Source organism: Chitinophagales bacterium (assembly GCA_040877935.1).
GTDB lineage: Bacteria > Bacteroidota > Bacteroidia > Chitinophagales > CAIOSU01 > JBBDNB01.
Window position 1 is genome coordinate 14,851 of record JBBDNB010000049.1, and the last position, 18,983, is coordinate 33,833.

Consider the following 18,983-nt stretch of genomic DNA (forward strand, 5'->3'; position numbering starts at 1 on the left):
AATATCAAAGATCAATTTTTACAATCAAACCACAACCACGCCTGCCGTGCGCAGTTCAAACTGCCGAATATCAAAGATCAATTTTTACAATCAAACCACAACACAGGCTTGATAACAGGCGGCTGGGCTGATAATATCAAAGATCAATTTTTACAATCAAACCACAACTCTGGCCCATTCCTCGGCAGCGAAATCCCAATATCAAAGATCAATTTTTACAATCAAACCACAACAACTTAAAAGCAAATGAGAAGAAAGGACATAATATCAAAGATCAATTTTTACAATCAAACCACAACCTCTGGGGCTCGTTAAGTGTCACACCAACAAATATCAAAGATCAATTTTTACAATCAAACCACAACAAGGAGCTGCCTCAAAGACAGACATTCCGGAATATCAAAGATCAATTTTTACAATCAAACCACAACATTTCCGTCTCCACTACTTTAATAACCTTAAATATCAAAGATCAATTTTTACAATCAAACCACAACCTACTGTGGCCGTTCCTGTGGCCTGGTTGGAATATCAAAGATCAATTTTTACAATCAAACCACAACCGAAGGGTATGGGCTATAGCGTGTGTTAGAAATATCAAAGATCAATTTTTACAATCAAACCACAACTCTATGTTGACTCTTGTCGGGCCCACACCGAATATCAAAGATCAATTTTTACAATCAAACCACAACCCGCTTATGGCTACTGTTATTTGAGGTGCTAATATCAAAGATCAATTTTTACAATCAAACCACAACATTTCCGTCTCCACTACTTTAATAACCTTAAATATCAAAGATCAATTTTTACAATCAAACCACAACCTACTGTGGCCGTTCCTGTGGCCTGGTTGGAATATCAAAGATCAATTTTTACAATCAAACCACAACTAATAGCATATTCAACACCTTATTGAAATCAATATCAAAGATCAATTTTTACAATCAAACCACAACAGGCAGGACGTTATCAGGAAAGTTGACTGAATATCAAAGATCAATTTTTACAATCAAACCACAACAAGGCTTTGTTGGTGGACAGGATTGGCGAAAATATCAAAGATCAATTTTTACAATCAAACCACAACCCAATTGCACACGTGGGCCACTATCTCTGAAATATCAAAGATCAATTTTTACAATCAAACCACAACTAACAACGGCTTATACACCATAAAAGCAATAATATCAAAGATCAATTTTTACAATCAAACCACAACTTTCTTCTCGTTCTTTCTTTAATTTAGCTTAATATCAAAGATCAATTTTTACAATCAAACCACAACTTTCTTTAGCATCTTCTTCTTCAAATTCTCAATATCAAAGATCAATTTTTACAATCAAACCACAACATCAAATAATACATATACATCAGATAAAGAATATCAAAGATCAATTTTTACAATCAAACCACAACTGAAGATGAACCGACTGCCGAGGATGCAAAAATATCAAAGATCAATTTTTACAATCAAACCACAACCTGCTAACAGCGTATATAAGAAATGGCACAAATATCAAAGATCAATTTTTACAATCAAACCACAACAATTTCCTTACAATATGATGCGTTTGCCAAATATCAAAGATCAATTTTTACAATCAAACCACAACACTGGGTTTCCGGCAACCGTTAAAGTTATTAATATCAAAGATCAATTTTTACAATCAAACCACAACCTGTGCGCAAATATCGGCTATAAATTTTCCAATATCAAAGATCAATTTTTACAATCAAACCACAACCAAGCCCCTGTATCGGCAACAGAAGCCGCAAATATCAAAGATCAATTTTTACAATCAAACCACAACAGCACTACTGCATATAACGGCATTCCCCTGAATATCAAAGATCAATTTTTACAATCAAACCACAACTAGGCCAGCAGTGCATATTTCCACTCCAAAAATATCAAAGATCAATTTTTACAATCAAACCACAACCTCAAAGCGAAGGGATAAAAACGGATATGAAATATCAAAGATCAATTTTTACAATCAAACCACAACAATCCTGATCCTGTGGCCTGCAATGCAGCAAATATCAAAGATCAATTTTTACAATCAAACCACAACCTTCACGAACTTGGCCATTACGTGCTTCAGAATATCAAAGATCAATTTTTACAATCAAACCACAACTATGGCTTGATCAATGTGTGCAGCCAATCAATATCAAACTTGCCTGCCGTTTAGAGCAGTACTATTTCTTACACTCCTTTATCATTTATGAAATATATCAAACCTGCCTCCACCAAATTGCGGCAAGGCAGGGATCAATTTTTACAATCAAACCCAATCTGGCGCGCATTTTCAGCTTAGCCTGTAGCATAGTAAATGCGTGCCTGTGCTAAAACTCTTGAATTTTGTATTTTAGAAAAATGTCTGAGAGCAGTAAAATTCCGCACTCGCTCGCTATGCTGCAAATGCCAAGCGGCAAACGAGCGCGAGGAAGAAAAGAAAACGTTGTGGAAGGCATAAAAGCTCATAATAAAATAATAAAAACTTGTTTCGATGAAAACATACAATTGGAAAGCATATTTTTTATTGACATGAATAATTATCTAACATGTAATGTAAATAACTTCTATGATATATGCCATTTATCATCCAATGGATCGACAAAGTTTGTTTCAATTCTTTTTCCAATATTTAAATCAATAGTTGAAAAAAATGACATTTGTACAACATGAAACACACGTTATTTTATTTATGTATTTTACTTCTCGCATTCATATTTACCTTACCTTGGCATCAGGGTTTACCTCTGGGTGATGATTACATTGGTGCTGCCTATCAATTCTTAAAAGGCAACTGGGACATTTACAATAATTACTATGCAAACAGGATTGGCAGTTTTCTACCCTACGCAATCGGTATCTCATTATTAGGAATTAGCGAATGGTTGAATTATATAACAACAGGTATATACATTGGCTTGCTGGTTATGGTTTATCTGGTATTAAAAAAAACCGATAAAAAGGTGGCTTTGGTTGCCACTACTTTGTTATCAGTATCCACAGTCATGCATCAAAACGCGGTTGTGGTGTCGAGTGATATGACAACCGCGCTTACTACAAACGCACTCGTATTGATTTATTATTATTTCAGGTTTCATGCAAAACTTTCTAAGGAAAAGGAAACCCAATGGGGGATTATAACAGCAGTAACTTTTTTTACCGCTTTGTTAGTAAAGACAAGTGTGGTGTTTTATTTACCAGTGTTAGCCTGGTTTTTCTTTAAAGATTATCAAAGTGGACTACGAAATTATTATTGGGAAATTTTTGCAATGGGATCCGTCTTTTTGGGATTAATTCTTTTAGTAGCCTATTGGATAAAAACGGGCGATGCGTTTTTCAGAGTTAGTCAGACGAAATTGTTGCTCAGTGCTAACGAATACAACTATGCTTCTTCCGATTGGAAAACGATCATAAACAGGCTAACTTGGCAACCGTTCCGATTTTTACTCGAAAACTATTCTTTCGGTACATTACTGCTATTATCATCACTTCAGATATTTTCCATATCAAAATCTAGCTCTGATGAACAAAAATTCTTCAAGGTGTTGCAAATCGGTACACTTGGAATGTGGTGGTTTGGCAGTCAAGGTTTGACAAATTACAATCCAGTTGCTTTAACACACCGGCTCTGGCTGCCGCTGCTAGTTCCTATGGCTATCAATAGCGCTTTTTTTATTTGTAGAGTGATTAAGGGCGTATTTAGCCAAAAAACATTTAAATACATATTTTTTATTTCTGTTTCTTTTACAGCCTTAAGTGCCATTTCACTTTATTCGACATATCAAAGTTTCAGTCAAATTGGGATTCCCCATCCAAGGGTTTTGATTATTTTTGTTTGGTATATTTTATATGCTAGCATTACTATATTGTCATTATATGCGAACCAATTCTTTTTAAAAAAACCATTTCACTACCTTCAGAATATCCAGAAAATTTTTTTTTTACTCATCATAATTCCCTTTTTATTCGCCAATACTTATTATCTAATACAAATGGGAAAAAATAAATTTAATGGTGTGAAAAATAATTTCGAATCAGAAAAGGAAATATTTTTATATACTTTAAACCTAAGACCTGATAGAATAATCACTGATTACAACTTATATTGTTTTTATTATGTGTATACTTTAGATTTGAATAATAAACTCCCTGTTGTAGATTATAATAATGTAAACCCAGACTCACTACTGATTGGGGATTACATGTTATTAAGTAAGATAAGGCAATATGTTTTTGAAAAAAATCTCACACAACCACTCACATATACTAAGGGGAACTTTACAATTCCCACATTTGTGAGGCAACCACAAGATTATTGCTTCGAACTTATCAAAGAAAATAAAAGCAATAAGTTATATCGTTTTAATGGAGGAGAAAAATGCTATGAACCTTAGTTTGATAATTTAGGACAAATTTAATTAATTGGTTTTTACAGTGTTGTAATTTATATAAGGTTTTTTAGAGGAAAAGCTGTATCCAACCAGCCCTCATCTATAGCCCAGCACCCGTGCTGCGAATGCCTGCCTGTACATATTCGGAAAAAATCCATTCACCAATTTCCCATTTCAATCACGATAGACTTCCAAAGTCTCAAAGACTTGGGAAGTCTCGCTATAACAAAACCATCCCCCCCTCCTATCAGTAGCGCCCTCGCTACGGATTAATTCCGTCTCCCAATCTGGCGCGCATTTGCAGCTTAGCCTGTAGCATAGCAAATGCGTGCGGGGATATTTCCAGGAAGAAAATTGCTGTTTTCTGGCATTTGAAATCCATAAAGCGCAACACTTTGCTTAAAACTAATGTTAGAAATGTCTATGAAAATTCTACTTACAGGTGCTACAGGATATATCGGAAAGCGATTGCTCCCTACTTTAGTTGAAAATGGACATAAAGTTGTTTGTTGCACAAGAGATCCCGATAGATTCACCCCCCCGGAATCACTTGAAGACAACATTCAGGTAATCCAAGTTGACTTACTTGATATAAAGACACTAGAAAATATTCCATTGGATATAGATGCCGCTTATTATCTGGTACATTCCATGTCAACATCAGATGAATATGAAGTACTTGAAAAAGAATCTGCCATAAATTTTAGAAATGCCATTGAGAAAACCCAAGCCAAACAAATAATTTATTTGAGTGGAATTGTAAATGATAACAATTTATCAAAACATTTAAACTCCAGAAAAAATGTTGAATTAGAATTGGCAAAAGGCAGTTATAACTTAACCACACTGCGTGCTGGCATTATAATAGGTTCTGGAAGTGCCTCTTTTGAAATCATTAGAGATTTGGTAGAAAAACTACCGATTATGATTGCTCCAAAGTGGCTCAATACCAAATGTCAACCTATTGGAGTAACCGATGTGATTAAATTCCTGATTAAATCATTGGGAAATAAATCCACTTATAATAAAAACTTTGATATTGGCGGGCCCTCTATTTTGACTTACAAAGAAATGCTGCTTGGCTTTGCCAAAGTTAGGGATCTGGGCAGAATAATAATTATTGTCCCGGTAATGACCCCGCGTATCTCCTCTTACTGGCTTTACTTTGTTACATCTACTTCTTATAAATTGGCCGTTTCTCTGGTCAATAGTATGAAGATTGAAGTCATTTGTAGAAATAATGAAATCAACCATATTCTAGGAATTGAACCCATCACTTATCAGGCCGCATTGGAAAAAGCCTTTGCCAAGATAGAAAGCAATGAGATTGTTTCTAGTTGGAAAGACTCACAAGTAAGCGGTAGGTTGAAATTCAATATTTCAGACTTTATAAACGTGCCCAGCTATGGTTGTTTCAAAGATGTAAGAAAAAGAGAATTGAAAGACAGAAAATATTCCATTGAAAAATTATGGGCTATTGGTGGTGAAAACGGTTGGTATTCTGCTGATTTTTTATGGCAATTAAGGGGTGTATTGGACAAATTTTCAGGAGGTGTGGGTTTGCGCAGAGGCAGGACCAACAAAACCTCGCTGGAAGTAGGGGATGCTCTGGATTTTTGGCGTGTGCTTTATGCTAATAAGGAGGAAGGAAGACTATTGCTTTTTGCTGAAATGAAATTGCCCGGTGAAGCTTGGCTCGAATTTAATATCAAGAACAATGTACTGACCCAAACTGCTACTTTTAGACCAAAGGGTTTGTTGGGTAGATTGTACTGGGCTTCTGTACTTCCATTTCACGGAATTGTTTTTAATGGAATGATCAATAGCCTAAGTAAAGATATTAACTAAAGTTTCGGAGTTCCCCGAGCTGGCGCAATTGTGAGCTGGCATTGAGCGGTGGCTTTCTTGTACCTATATTACAAAAAAATCCATTCACCAATTTCCCCTTCCAATGACGATAGACTTCCAAAGTCTCAAAGACTTGGGAAGTCTTACTACCCCTCCTATCAGTAGCGCCCTCGCTACGGATTAATTATCACCTGTCACTCTCCACCTCATCAGGTCGTATGGATTCAATCACATATTCCTCTGAAACCACTTTAAAGGTAGTGCGCCTGTTTTCCTGGTGCTGTGCTTCGCTACATTCCACACCATCCTCACATTCATTGACTAATTTGGATTCGCCATAACCTTTGGCGGCCAAACGATCGGGATTTAGGCCGTTAACTATAAGGTATTTAACTACCGACTGTGCACGGCCCAGGGATAGCTTCTCATTATAGGCATCGGAACCGCGCGAATCGGTATGTGAACCAATTTCAACAAAAATATCGGGGTTCACTTTCAGCATGCTGATCAATGTATCTAATACTACTTTGGATTGATCCCTTAAATTGGTTTTGTCATAATCATAGTAAATATTGGGAATGACAATTTCCTTTTCCTCAAAGATTTTTTCCATTACAATACGCACCTTGATTGTGACATAAACTTTTGATGGATCCTCCTGTCCTACCGTAGTCACATCGGCCGTCTGTGTAAAATAGCCATCTTTGATACTCAAGAGATTGTAATTGCTGTTTTTATCCAGCGGAAATTCAAATTTCCCCAGCTTGCTACTTCTTGCAGAATCTACAAATTCAAGTCCATTGCGCTTTAACCGAAGTTTTATAAGGGCCTGATCTATCAGGTTAAAATCCACTACCGGGCTATTGGGATCATCCGGGTCTTCAAAAACTTTTTCAACGACCAAACCTTCCAGGTTGAAAATATTTTCATTCCGGGCTTCAAAACGATAGGTGTCATCTTTGCCCAGCCCCCCCGGCCTGTTGGAAGTAAAATAACCGGAAAATCGGATAGGGTCATTTTTGTCTTTTGGTGCTTCTTGTTCAAGGATCAAAGCAAAATCATCCGCCCCTGAATTGATGGGCGTGCGCATATTTTCCGGTGCCTTCCATACATTTCTTTCCTGTTTGGCTTTGAAAATATCCAAACCGCCCATACCGATATGCCCATCCGATGCAAAATACAAAGTGCCATCTTTGGCTACAAAAGGGAACATTTCATCACCGGCAGTATTGATTTCAGAACCGAGGTTTTCTGCTTCATTCCATCCAAAACCGGTTTTCTTCATTATATAAAGGTCCTTTCCTCCATAACCGCCTTCCACATCAGAGGAAAAAATCAAAAAGCGCTCTTGTGGATCGAGATAGGGTTGCCCAACATTTACCGTATCAGAAAACACAGGGAACTGTTCAGGAGTAGTCCACTGATTCATTGCATCAATCCGGGAAGTGTATAAGCTGCAATAATCATTTTCTTTCGAGTCTGAACCACAGCGGGTAAAAAACATCAGGGTATAATTCTTATTAAAGCTGGGAGAACCATCATTGTAGGCATAGCTGATTTTCTCTTGATAGCGTTCCGGAGCCTGGAAAGTACCATTCATTTTTTCGGCTATAAAAATGTCCATAAATTTCTCACCGGTCCATTTGTAATCATCAGAACCGGTAGCTGCTTTTCGATCGGAAGTGAAAATCAGGCTGCCATTTTTGTACAATACCGGGGCAAAATCTGAGCTCTTGCTATTGATGTGCTCAAGGTTTTCAACACTTACATTGCTCCTGGACTTCCCCCATTGAATGGCAGCTTCACAGGCCTGTATTTGCTGCTGCGCTTTCTTTTTATTAAAAGGCTCCATCACTGCATATTCCCTGAATTGTTTAATGGACTGTTCGTATTTCTGATTGGCCTTCAGCATCAAACCATAATTGTACTTGGCTATTGGGTCATAATTGAGCCGAACAGCATCGGCATACCACTTTTCTGCTGCGTTAAAATTATTGTTGAAGCGATAACTCTCCGCTGTAAAAAATGCTTTTTTGGCTTTGGTTTCAGGATTTTCAGAACTGTTGAATTCCTGTTCGTACAATGTTGATGCCACTGAATAAGCCTTTGATTCAAAAGCCTGATCACCGGTTTTAAAGTTTTGCGAAGACTTACAGGAAAATAAAAAGAGCAATATTGTTAAAAGGGAAATATAGTAGATCGATCCGGTAAAATAATTCATCCTAAAATCCTTGAAGTAAAAAAAGCAATGCTAAAATACGATAAACCCAGCGGATGCTATAAGAATTTAATAACTCAGGTTTATAGCAAATAAAAAAGTGCCCCGGAAATTAATCTGAGGCACTCTTAATTAATATTAGGAATTCTAAATTATCGCATAAACAATAATTCTCTGTATTTAGGCAATGGCCAAACTGCATCGTCAACCATTCCTTCCAGCGCATCTACATGCGTCCTTATTTTATCAAAATAGGGTTTAACCTTATCTGAGCAAGCAATGGCAAAATCGCGGGCATCATCAATTTTTTCAGCCTTATCTATTTCTTTTACCATTTTGTCACAGTTGCTTTTCACTGCATTCAAATGTTCAGAAATCTGCGAAACAATTTCGAGCTGCGCCTGATAAGTCTTTTTGTCCAAGCCCAATGTTTTTAATCCATTGACATTTTCTACCAGGTTGTTTTGATAACGAACAACAGCAGGAACAATATGATTGATTGCAAGGTCTTGAAGTACTGAAGCCTCAATGTCAATTTTTGTTCCGTAATTTTCCTGAAGAATTTCATAGCGGGCTTCAAGTTCTTTTTCGCTAAATACACCGTGTTTTGCAAAAATCGCTTTAGATGTATCCGTCATAAAGAAATCAAGCGCATGAGGAGTGGTTTTTACATTTGACAAACCTCTTTTTTCAGCCTCTTTTTCCCATTCCTTGCTGTAGTTATCTCCTTCAAATAATATTGCCCTGGATTCCGAAATATACCTTCTCAATACTTTAAGAATGGCAGCATCTTTTTTGTCGCCTTCTTTTTTGATAAGCTTATCTACGTCATTTTTAAACTGGGTCAATTGTTCGGCAACAATGGTATTCATCACTGTCATTGGCGAAGCACAGTTGGCAGTAGAACCTACCGCACGAATCTCAAATTTATTGCCAGTGAAAGCAAAAGGAGATGTGCGGTTTCTGTCGGTATTGTCCAAAAGCAGATCAGGGATAATTTTATGGATATCTAATTTCAATTCCATTTTTTCCTGCTCATCAAGTTGTTTATCTCCCACTCTGTTTTCAACTTCATCCAATACTTTGGTGAGGTGCGCACCAATAAAAACTGAAATAATTGCCGGAGGTGCTTCATTGGCTCCAAGCCTGTGATCATTTCCAGGAGATGCAATAGCAGCCCTCAACAAATCAGCATTTACATGTACTGCCTTAATTGTATTTACAAGGAAGGTCAAAAATTGCAAATTGGTTTTTGGTGTTTTTCCGGGGGAAAGCAGGTTTTTACCTTTGTTAGTAGCCATTGACCAGTTGTTGTGCTTTCCACTTCCATTCAGCCCTGCATAGGGTTTCTCGTGGAGCAAGAGTCTGAACTTATGTCTGTCGGCCACCCTGCTCATTAAATCCATAAGCAATTGATTGTGATCAACTGCAAGGTTTACCTCTTCAAAAGTAGGAGCCACTTCAAACTGACTTGGCGCCACTTCATTGTGTCTTGTTTTCACCGGAATTCCAAGTTTTTGAGCTTCTGTTTCGAAGTCAATCATATAGGCATAAATTCTTTCCGGAATAGAGCCAAAGTAATGGTCATCTAATTGCTGTCCTTTTGCAGGAGCAAGGCCTACAATAGTTCTACCGGTCATAACAAGATCGGGTCTGTTAAAATACAAAGCCTCATCTACAAGAAAATATTCCTGCTCCCAGCCCAATGTTGGATATACTTTAGTAGTATTTCTATCAAAATACTGGCAAACTTTCACTGCCGCTTCTTCAAGGGCGTGTTTTGATTTTAATAAGGGCGCTTTATAATCCAGTGCCTCACCTGTGTAAGAAACAAAAATAGTAGGTATGCAAAGTGTTTTACCCGACCCTATTTGCATAATGAAAGCAGGAGAAGAGGGATCCCATGCCGTATATCCCCTTGCTTCGAATGTACTTCTGATTCCGCCATTTGGAAAACTTGAAGCATCAGGTTCTTGCTGAACCAGTGCAGCTCCATTGAAGCTTTCTATACCATTGCCATCAGGATCTGAGGTGAAGAATGTATCGTGTTTTTCTGCGGTGGCTCCTGTTAGTGGCTGAAACCAATGCGTAAAGTGTGTAGCTCCTTTATCCATTGCCCAGGCTTTCATGCTCGAGGCGACTTGTTCTGCAATTTTGCGATCAATTTTATGACCTGACTCAACTGAAGCCCTTACACTTAGGTAAGCTTCTTCAGTCAAATATTTACGCATGGAGTCATCATTAAACACATTTGACCCGAAAAATTGAGAGATTTTTTCCTGGGGGCCTTTTACATTTACTTTTTCGCGCCCCAGAACATTTGCAATTGAATTAAATCGAATATTTGTCATGGTGGAATTTTTGTTAAAATTAAGGTGCAAATATCCAGATATTTTAGTTCAAAATCAAATTTTTTACAAAATCGCTGTAAATTTTACTTACTACCGACACAAAAGCTTAAATTTTTACTTTTCAAGTATGCCATAGCTTCAAAACACCAATATTCACTTATTTTTTACCAAAATTACGCTGTTGATAATTTCTAAAATTATCCCAGATAAATGCAAAAAATAAAACAGAAAACAATAAAGCGGGCATCTTATAACGCACAATTGCACCTAAAACAGGAACGCTAAGCCCAATTAATTGGAAAAGCAGTACAGGATAGATGAAAAATGCCAAAAACGGAAATGCATTATAAATTTTAAATTTCATTCGCAGCAAGAAAAACAAGGACGATAAAGCCATCAGGTAAAATAGCAAATGTTCAAAACCGGCCATTTTTATCAATAGCCCGCCTTCCTGCCAGGGCCAGGGCATCAGCCATGTATGTTTGAAGGCATTGAAAAACCATTCCCAAAACTTTTCGGGCTTTGCTACCTGAGTCGATAACAGACTTCCTGCATTTTCTGCCAATGCCAGTGCAAGAAATTCATTATAGCGAAGCATTAGCAAGTCAATCAGTGATTTTTCAAAAATCACAAGGCTTACTGCATGTAAAATTAAAATAGATGCTGTTAATCCAAAGACAAGGTTCAATAAAGTATTTGCCCTATTGAACAGGGGTGCTTTTTTCAGTAAGAATACAAGTATCAGTGGAAACAAAGCCATCAACAGATAAATTTTCAGAAAAAATATAGCCAGGAATGAAATGACAGAAAAGAGCACCGCCCATTTGTATTTTTTTTGAGCATAAAGGTGTAAAGCATTAAAGAGCATTCCCGTAAAAAATATAAGCAAGGCTTCCTTTAACATACCTGAACTCCAGAATAAAACCGAGGGCATCAAAAAAGCGGGAAGTATTAAAAGCGGCTGATTAAAATAAGGCGATAATGCGCGGTATATCCATAAAAAACCAAGTACCGAAAGTGCATTGAAAACAATACTGTGCACCCAAATATTGGAAAAAGAAAACCAGTGGATCAAAAGGTGGACCCTTGTCATCATGCGATTTCCTGTGCCTCCCCAAATAGCACTCGCATCCCAGTGTTGGGTTTCTAAAATAAGTCTGTGTTCTTCTGTATTTAGTGAGAATCCGAATAACAGTTTCAAATAAACTGCAAAATCCGTACTTGCAATTTGATGTATGACTAAACTATCATCAAAAAATTTGTAAATATCTGACGTAGCCCTGTCGGTATAATAGTAAGTATATAGCGCAATGAGCCCAAAGGCCATAGCCAATTTGAGCAGGTAAAAAGCAGAAAACAATTTGCGGCTAAGTGCTATCGATGCGCTTTTTCTGTAATAATCCAGGACTCCAAAAGCAAGCAATGCATAAAAAATGATCAACAAAATCTCTAACACAGCAATTTTTTATGCCAAAATATTAAAATTAAACGGATAGAATGTAATGCAAGCTCAATACTAATAAAATAGTTGGCTAAAAGTAAACAACCTCAGGGCAAGTCTGCCTTTGTCAGACAGGTCTCGGAGCATTCAAATCTCGATTATCGAGTAAAAACTGCAACAATCTCAGCTTATTGGGGTATAATGTAGTTGTGAACAAAAGCTCAATTCACACATTTTATAATTGTCTTTTTCATAAAAAACATGCGCAATACCATAAAATAAGCACTTATGCAACAAGACCATTCTACAGCAGCGATTAACTTTAGTACAAGTAAACAACCTCGGGGCAAGCCCACGAGGCATTTATTTGAAAAAAATACTTTTGATTACGAGGCAAGCCTCGGAGCATTTAAATCTCGATTATCGAGTAAAAAAAGTGCAAATCCAATACAGGACAAATCAATTTCAATTCAAAACCTACTGAGATTGCCGCTAATTCTTTGGAATGTAATTTCCAATATAGGCATCAGGCAGGGCTTGAAAAACAGCATTGTTAAAAAGATAAAGATCAGCAATCAATTGAGTGTGTTCATGTTGCTGATTATATCCATCAGCACATTTGTTTTTGCAAGCACAACAAACGACAACAAACTGGTTTATCTTATTGCTTCAATAGTATTAGCCCCTGCTATCAGCCTAATATTAAACAAAATGGGGCATACAAAAATCAGTCGTTTGCTCATTAGCATTATTACACCTTTACATATTTTAATCATAATAGTATTGCTGAAAAAATGGGGAGATGCCCCGCACTTTGTGATCAATGAATACCACTTTTATACCCCGCGCTACTTTTTAATGGCACTAGGGCTATTGCCTGTCTTCCTCATTGATTTAAAGGAAAAAGGATACTTTTTCGCAGCACTTTTCATCAATATTCTATGTCTCGCATTGTTTGATATTGTTCACAAACTTGCCGGTGTAGGGCCTGAAAATTTCGGTTTTGCATTCGACAATTACTACCAGGCCACTATTATGCCCATCGTCTTGCTGGTTTTCCTCTATGGCAGTCTTATCTTTTATCAGAGCGAAAACAAAAAATATGAAGCACAGATAGAAAAATTACTGGACAAGGAAAAAATGTATTCAGACCGCATTAAAGGGGAAATAGCGATTGCTAAAACAGTAATTGACGGCTTAATTCCAAGACAACTGCCCAAAATTGAAGGATTGGATATTGCCGGTGAATTGCAATGGTCATCTGAAGTAGGTGGCGATTATTACAATGTGTTTCAGATCAGTGATCGGGAATACCTGTTCTTTATTGCCGATGTGGTAGGAAAAGGACTCGGTGCTTCTATTCTTGTGTCAACGGTGCATTCAAATATTGAAACTCAAATTGACAACGGCATCAGCGATATACAAGATTTTATTGAAAGGCTAAACGAAGTCCTCTGTAGAATTACAGACCGAAAAAAATTCATTACCTGCTGGGCAGGAATATACAATTCTGAAACCCGGGAACTCAAAAGCGTTAATGCCGGGCATCTACCTCCTTTGATTATTTCAAAAGACCGAAAGGTAACAGGTGAATTGACCAAGGGCGGTCCAATTCTCGGCTTTTTTGACAAAGACGAGGTGAAACACCAAAGCGAAACTATCCTGTTAAAAAAAGGGGATGCTGTCTTTTCCTTCACAGATGGTGTAAGTGAAGCCAATTCTGAGAAAGATAAAATGTATGAAAGCAGCAATCGCCTGGAAAATATCATTGCCGGAGATTGGATTAGCTCAAAAGAACTGATCAATAACGTCATATTTGACGTGAGAGATTTCAGCAATTCAGATACTTTTGAGGATGATCTCACTTGCCTCATGCTTAGAAGAATTGCTTAATTTTATCCGTATTCAAGGTCGAAACAGCAGTTTTTCAATTCCACAGAAATTGAACTGAAGAATTTGCATATATTTTCTGAACTTTGGGCTTAACAAAATTCAGACATGCACTACCTAAAAATTATTTTATTCCTGCTGATTTCTTTTTCATTTAATTTATTGTCTGCTCAGGCACCTCAATTATGGCTCGATCGGTCGCTTAGCGATGAAGAAGAAAATATTCTAAGTTCATTTCACGCTAATTTTAAAAACAATTATGAGCTGGATGAGCTGAAAGCTTCAATGATGAGCAAAAGCTCAGATGCTTTTGAAATGGATCTTTTTAAATTTCGAAGCGAGCAATTACAATACATTGAAGAGCAATCTAAATCAAGTACATGGTCATCTGATTTTAAGGAAAACCTTGAATCATGGGTTCACTACAATTATGCAAGACGCATGTATTCCTACCCTGTAGAGCGCGCAAAAGTAACAGGTGATCAGCGCATTCGTGCTCTGCCGGCTATGCTAACTTCAGAATTGTTTCAAAAGGTGCCCCTGCAAAATGAAGCTGCCTTAGAAAGTCCGGTTTATCGGGATTTGATCAATTATTACACGACTTACAAAACAGCTGCTGAAAATAATTTCAGTCCATATGAATCGATAGATACCGAACTTAATAAAGCCTTTGAAATCTGCAATCAGCATTTCAAAGGACAAGTTCAGGCTTATGCTATGGGACAACAGCTTATTAAATCAGGCGCAGAAGCAGATCCGAAAAACCTGAAAGTTTTGTACAAAGTTTTTAGTAAGCAAAACAGTGACAAAACTTTAGATAAAGCAGTTTTAGAAGCCTGCGAGGAAAGAATGAATGAAAAGGTATCGAAAAAGAAAAAGCGAAAAAAGAAACGCGGAAAATCTAAACCCGAGAAAAAAGAGCAGCCTTTTACTTTGACTGACTTAGAGGGGAAAGAAGTCTATTTATCGGATTTTCATGGCAAAGTAATTTATGTTGATTTTTGGGCAAGCTGGTGCGGCCCCTGCCGTCAACAATTCCCACATGCTAAAAGACTAAAAGAAAGTTTTAGCGACAAAGAACTGAAAGATATCGTATTCCTTTATATTTCATCAGACAAAACAGAGCAGGTTTGGCGCAATGCCATTGAAAAATATGATATAGACGGCACGCATGTTTGGTCTCCAAATAACATCGAAAGAAGTGCCGGAAGTTACTATCAGGTTTACTCTATACCCCGCTATATGCTTTTTGACAAGAATGGTGAAGTTGTCGATCCCAACGCTAAACGCCCAAGTATGCCGGGCATTAAAGAGGATATTCTAAGATTGTTGGGGCAGTAAAGTAGAACTTGTATTTAATTCAGTATATCCGTATAGGATATCAATCAAAGCAGACATGATGTCAGCTTTTTCGGCTAAATATCAAAATTTCATGTCATATAGTCCGGTAGGCTGAAAAAATGTACCAAATATTGAATTGGTACAAAGCTTGAATGTTGCTTGGTGCATTTAAAAAAAATTGTTTAACCAAAAAACTTAAAGCTATGACACTTGTAAAATGGAACAAACCGAAGAATGAAGCATCACCCAATGTATTTGGAAATCCTTTTGACTCATTTTTCAATGATGATTTTTTCTCAACAGGTTTAAATACCACTCAACCTGCTGTGAACATCAGGGAAAATGATTCAGCTTACGGCATCGAAATTGCCGCTCCCGGCCTGACCAAAAAGGATTTTAACATCGACCTGGATCAGGACATTCTCACTGTAAGCGTGGAAAAAAGCAATGAGAAAGAGGACAAAGACGATGGCTATACCCGTAAAGAGTTCAGCTATGAGTCTTTTAGAAAATCTTTCACATTGCCCGATTCAGTGAAGGGAGAAAACATCAAAGCTGAGTACCAGGACGGAGTGCTGAAGTTGACACTTCCCAAAAAAGAGGAAGCCAAAGCACTGAAGAAAAAAATCAGCATCAGCTAAGGCATTGGCTCAAATTCTTAAAAAGGCGAATCGCAAATGGTTCGCCTTTTTTTGTTAGTATCCGGTAACCACCAATTTTTTGTAGCCGAAAGCATTGCCCGATTTATTGATCAGCCGGATATTGTACAAACCTGAGCTCCACTGATCAGTGGAAACATTGAGTATTTCCTGCTCAGCTTCTTTGCTGTAGATCAATTGTCCTACCACATCGTAAATTTCCACTTTGTATAATTGACCATTGTTTTGCTGCATTCCCGATAGGTCAATATTGAAACTGGAGTTTGTAGGATTGGGATATACTTTGAAATCAAACTGCTCATATTCTGCAATGCCAACATCCACAGAATCCTCTTCTTCATCTCCTAATAATTCGAGATAAGTAGGGTGCAATAAAAATTGCAAGCTGTCTTTCTCTGGTTCGCTATTGGTCAATTCAATTTCAGGAGCCAAGCTATTATGCAAAAACGGTTGATCTACCCAAATAGAATAAGTATCATCTTCTGGGATATCATCAAAGGAGAAATAGCCGTTTTCATCTGTTGTAGTCATGGCCACTACTTCCCCATCGCTATTGACCAAGATTACTGTAACTCCACCAGCAGCATTTCCACTTTTTCCTGCCCCCTGATTGATAAAGCCACCAATAAAACCATCGCCACCGGGATTCACTCCTGCTATGGTTGAGAAGCTAGATTCACAAAATGCCGGACTTGCACCTTGCCATAATACAGACCCATTGTAATATGTAGGTAGTTCACCAGGGTACAAAACCGAATCCGGTATCACTTTCATGAAAATATTTGGAGATTCTTCAACGAATGTAAAAAAGAATATCCCAAGTGAATCTATAAATAAAAGAGAGGAATCTGTGTATGCTGTATCAATCTGAGTCAATGTACTATCCATTGGGTCAAATTCAATAAGCGATACCTTTGAGTTTAAAATTGGCTCACCTGTGCTGGTAGTTGCAATTCCTACAACCCAACCGTTCAACATAACCAAGAATGCTTCAACGATACTATCACACCCTCCTGCATTAGTATATGTGTGTGAAAGATCATGAGTACTCAAAATACCATAATTGTTTCCAGAAACAAAATCATAGGTATTGCCATCTACTGGCCAGACATAAGTACTGTCACAAATTAGAATCGTATCTCTATTTGTTGGAGCAGGAGAACTATTATTGATCGTCAAATCTACATAAACTATGCTATCGCATCCATTTGAAGCTTGTAGGGTAAAAGAAATTGTATCAGTACTTTGATTATAAGCCCCGCCACCACTTGGATTAAACGGATCAAATCTTGGGGAAAGATAATAATCGCAAGCTTGAATACTAACATACTCAATAGAAGGAGTGCATTGACTTAACTTGTTAATAAATCCATTCAGTGAATTTGAAGTTATATTTCTTATTCCATTAGTTGGATTAAAATCTAATGTCCCAGAAAATCCACCTATCATATATATATTCCCAAAAAGATCAACATCAAGAAAAGATGTGTATTCAGGAGTACTAATTCCTTCCAAGTTCTTAACCCATAGAAAATTTCCAAAAGGATTTAATTTAAGCAAATAAATATCCTCATTATAGCTAGGAACCAAATTATACACATTATCTCCTGAGTTAAAATCGACAGTATCATTAAAAACACCAGAAACATATACATTTCCATACTTATCAATACCAGCTATAGCAGTTTCTTCACCTGAACTACCAAACGTCCTAACCCAAATCAAATCTCCATTTGGATCTAATTTCAGAATGAAAACATCATCTAACCCATTTGAAGTAATACTAGTTTGTGTATTTCCATAGCCAACTTCTCTTAGCCCATTAAAAGTGCCCGATACAATTACATCCCCAAACGGGTCAATATGAATTGAATTTCCTTCTGCAAAAGTATTAAGATTAAGGCTATCCTTAGAATCCATAGCCCAAACAAAACTACCAGCACTATCTAACTTAAGAATAAAAAAATCTGGATAAAAGTAACTATAAGAGTTCAAGAAAAAATGCCCAACATCAGGGTTGAAATCTATAGTATCAGAAAATATTCCTGTTACATACACATAACCAAACGAATCAACACAAATTGAATTTCCATTAGCAAAAGCTCCATTGGCATCATCACCTATAGTTTGGACCCATTGAAAATCTCCATTTGGATCTAATTTCAAAACATAAAGATCCCCACCAGAAATACTTGAAGTAACGTTAAAAGTATCAAGCCCAGAATCAAAATCTACCTGCCCTCTAAAATCGCCTGTAGCATAAATATACCCATCCATATCTTCTTCTATAGAATTAATACCTTCAGTTTCATTTCCCCCTATACTTTTAATCCATTTAAAACCTCCAGTATCACTCAGCTTCATTATATAAATATCTTTACTGCTATTATTTGAAAATAAACTAATTGTTCCATTTCCAGTATCAATTGTTAAAGACACGTTGAAATATCCGGAAATCAAGATATCACCATCTCGGTTAATCAAAACGTCAGTAGCTGAGTTGTAATGTGCATCACCAAAAGTTTCAACCCATTTAAAAACTCCATTCGAATCTAATTTTAATATAAATATATCCCGAATGCCGTTAGCCACCTCGTTAATAACACCAGTTCCAGGATCAAAATCAACTGTATCTCCAAAATTGCCCACTAAAATCAGGTTTTTTTCCTCATCTACCGTAGATGAAACTATTCCAATTTCACTGTCAAAGACTTTTGTCCATTCATATTCAATTGATTGAGACCTTGCAATAAGTAGTCCAAAAACAAACAACACCAAAAACAAAAACCTTCTCATAACCCTTTATTTAAATTTCCTCTAAA

The 18,983-nt window shown here is 37.0% G+C and carries 9 protein-coding genes and 1 CRISPR repeat array (1 of these 10 running past the window's edge); of the genes, 5 read left to right on the forward strand and 4 right to left on the reverse strand.

Going from position 1 to position 18,983, the window contains the following annotated elements:
* A CRISPR array of direct repeats spans positions 1–2,144; the repeat unit is 36 nt; unit sequence AATATCAAAGATCAATTTTTACAATCAAACCACAAC (it extends 725 nt beyond the left edge of the window).
* A gap of 547 nt (positions 2,145–2,691) precedes the next feature.
* Both WD048_14225 and WD048_14230 read left to right on the forward strand, forming a co-directional pair.
* Positions 2,692–4,416, forward strand: coding sequence for a hypothetical protein (locus WD048_14225; GenBank protein MEX0813372.1), 1,725 nt, complete (start codon positions 2,692–2,694; stop codon positions 4,414–4,416).
* 414 nt (positions 4,417–4,830) lie between these two features.
* Positions 4,831–6,261, forward strand: coding sequence for an SDR family oxidoreductase (locus WD048_14230; GenBank protein MEX0813373.1), 1,431 nt, complete (start codon positions 4,831–4,833; stop codon positions 6,259–6,261).
* A gap of 187 nt (positions 6,262–6,448) precedes the next feature.
* Here WD048_14230 and WD048_14235 read toward each other — a convergent pair whose 3' ends face one another.
* From WD048_14235 to WD048_14245, 3 genes are all read right to left on the reverse strand, one after another.
* Positions 6,449–8,482 (reverse strand): OmpA family protein, encoded by a 2,034-nt coding sequence (locus tag WD048_14235; GenBank protein ID MEX0813374.1) that lies wholly within the window; start codon positions 8,480–8,482, stop codon positions 6,449–6,451.
* 149 nt (positions 8,483–8,631) lie between these two features.
* The gene (locus tag WD048_14240) at positions 8,632–10,830 is read right to left on the reverse strand and encodes a glutamine synthetase III (GenBank protein ID MEX0813375.1); all 2,199 of its coding nucleotides are present in this window, start codon (positions 10,828–10,830) and stop codon (positions 8,632–8,634) included.
* Positions 10,831–10,987: 157 nt separating this feature from the next.
* Positions 10,988–12,286: a hypothetical protein gene (locus WD048_14245; GenBank protein ID MEX0813376.1), complete on the reverse strand. Its 1,299-nt coding sequence runs from the start codon at positions 12,284–12,286 to the stop codon at positions 10,988–10,990.
* 273 nt (positions 12,287–12,559) lie between these two features.
* On the opposite strand from WD048_14245, the gene WD048_14250 reads away from it, so the two are divergent.
* The 3 genes from WD048_14250 (at position 12,560) to WD048_14260 (ending at position 16,143) form a co-directional block, all read left to right on the forward strand.
* The gene (locus WD048_14250) at positions 12,560–14,164 is read left to right on the forward strand and encodes a PP2C family protein-serine/threonine phosphatase (protein MEX0813377.1); all 1,605 of its coding nucleotides are present in this window, start codon (positions 12,560–12,562) and stop codon (positions 14,162–14,164) included.
* 105 nt (positions 14,165–14,269) lie between these two features.
* Positions 14,270–15,502: a TlpA disulfide reductase family protein gene (locus WD048_14255; GenBank protein ID MEX0813378.1), complete on the forward strand. Its 1,233-nt coding sequence runs from the start codon at positions 14,270–14,272 to the stop codon at positions 15,500–15,502.
* Positions 15,503–15,705: 203 nt separating this feature from the next.
* Positions 15,706–16,143, forward strand: coding sequence for an Hsp20/alpha crystallin family protein (locus WD048_14260; GenBank protein ID MEX0813379.1), 438 nt, complete (start codon positions 15,706–15,708; stop codon positions 16,141–16,143).
* Positions 16,144–16,197: 54 nt separating this feature from the next.
* Here WD048_14260 and WD048_14265 read toward each other — a convergent pair whose 3' ends face one another.
* Positions 16,198–18,957 carry a T9SS type A sorting domain-containing protein gene (locus WD048_14265; protein ID MEX0813380.1) on the reverse strand — a complete coding sequence of 920 codons (2,760 nt, stop codon included), beginning with the start codon at positions 18,955–18,957 and terminating at the stop codon, positions 16,198–16,200.
* Positions 18,958–18,983 lie beyond the last annotated feature (26 nt).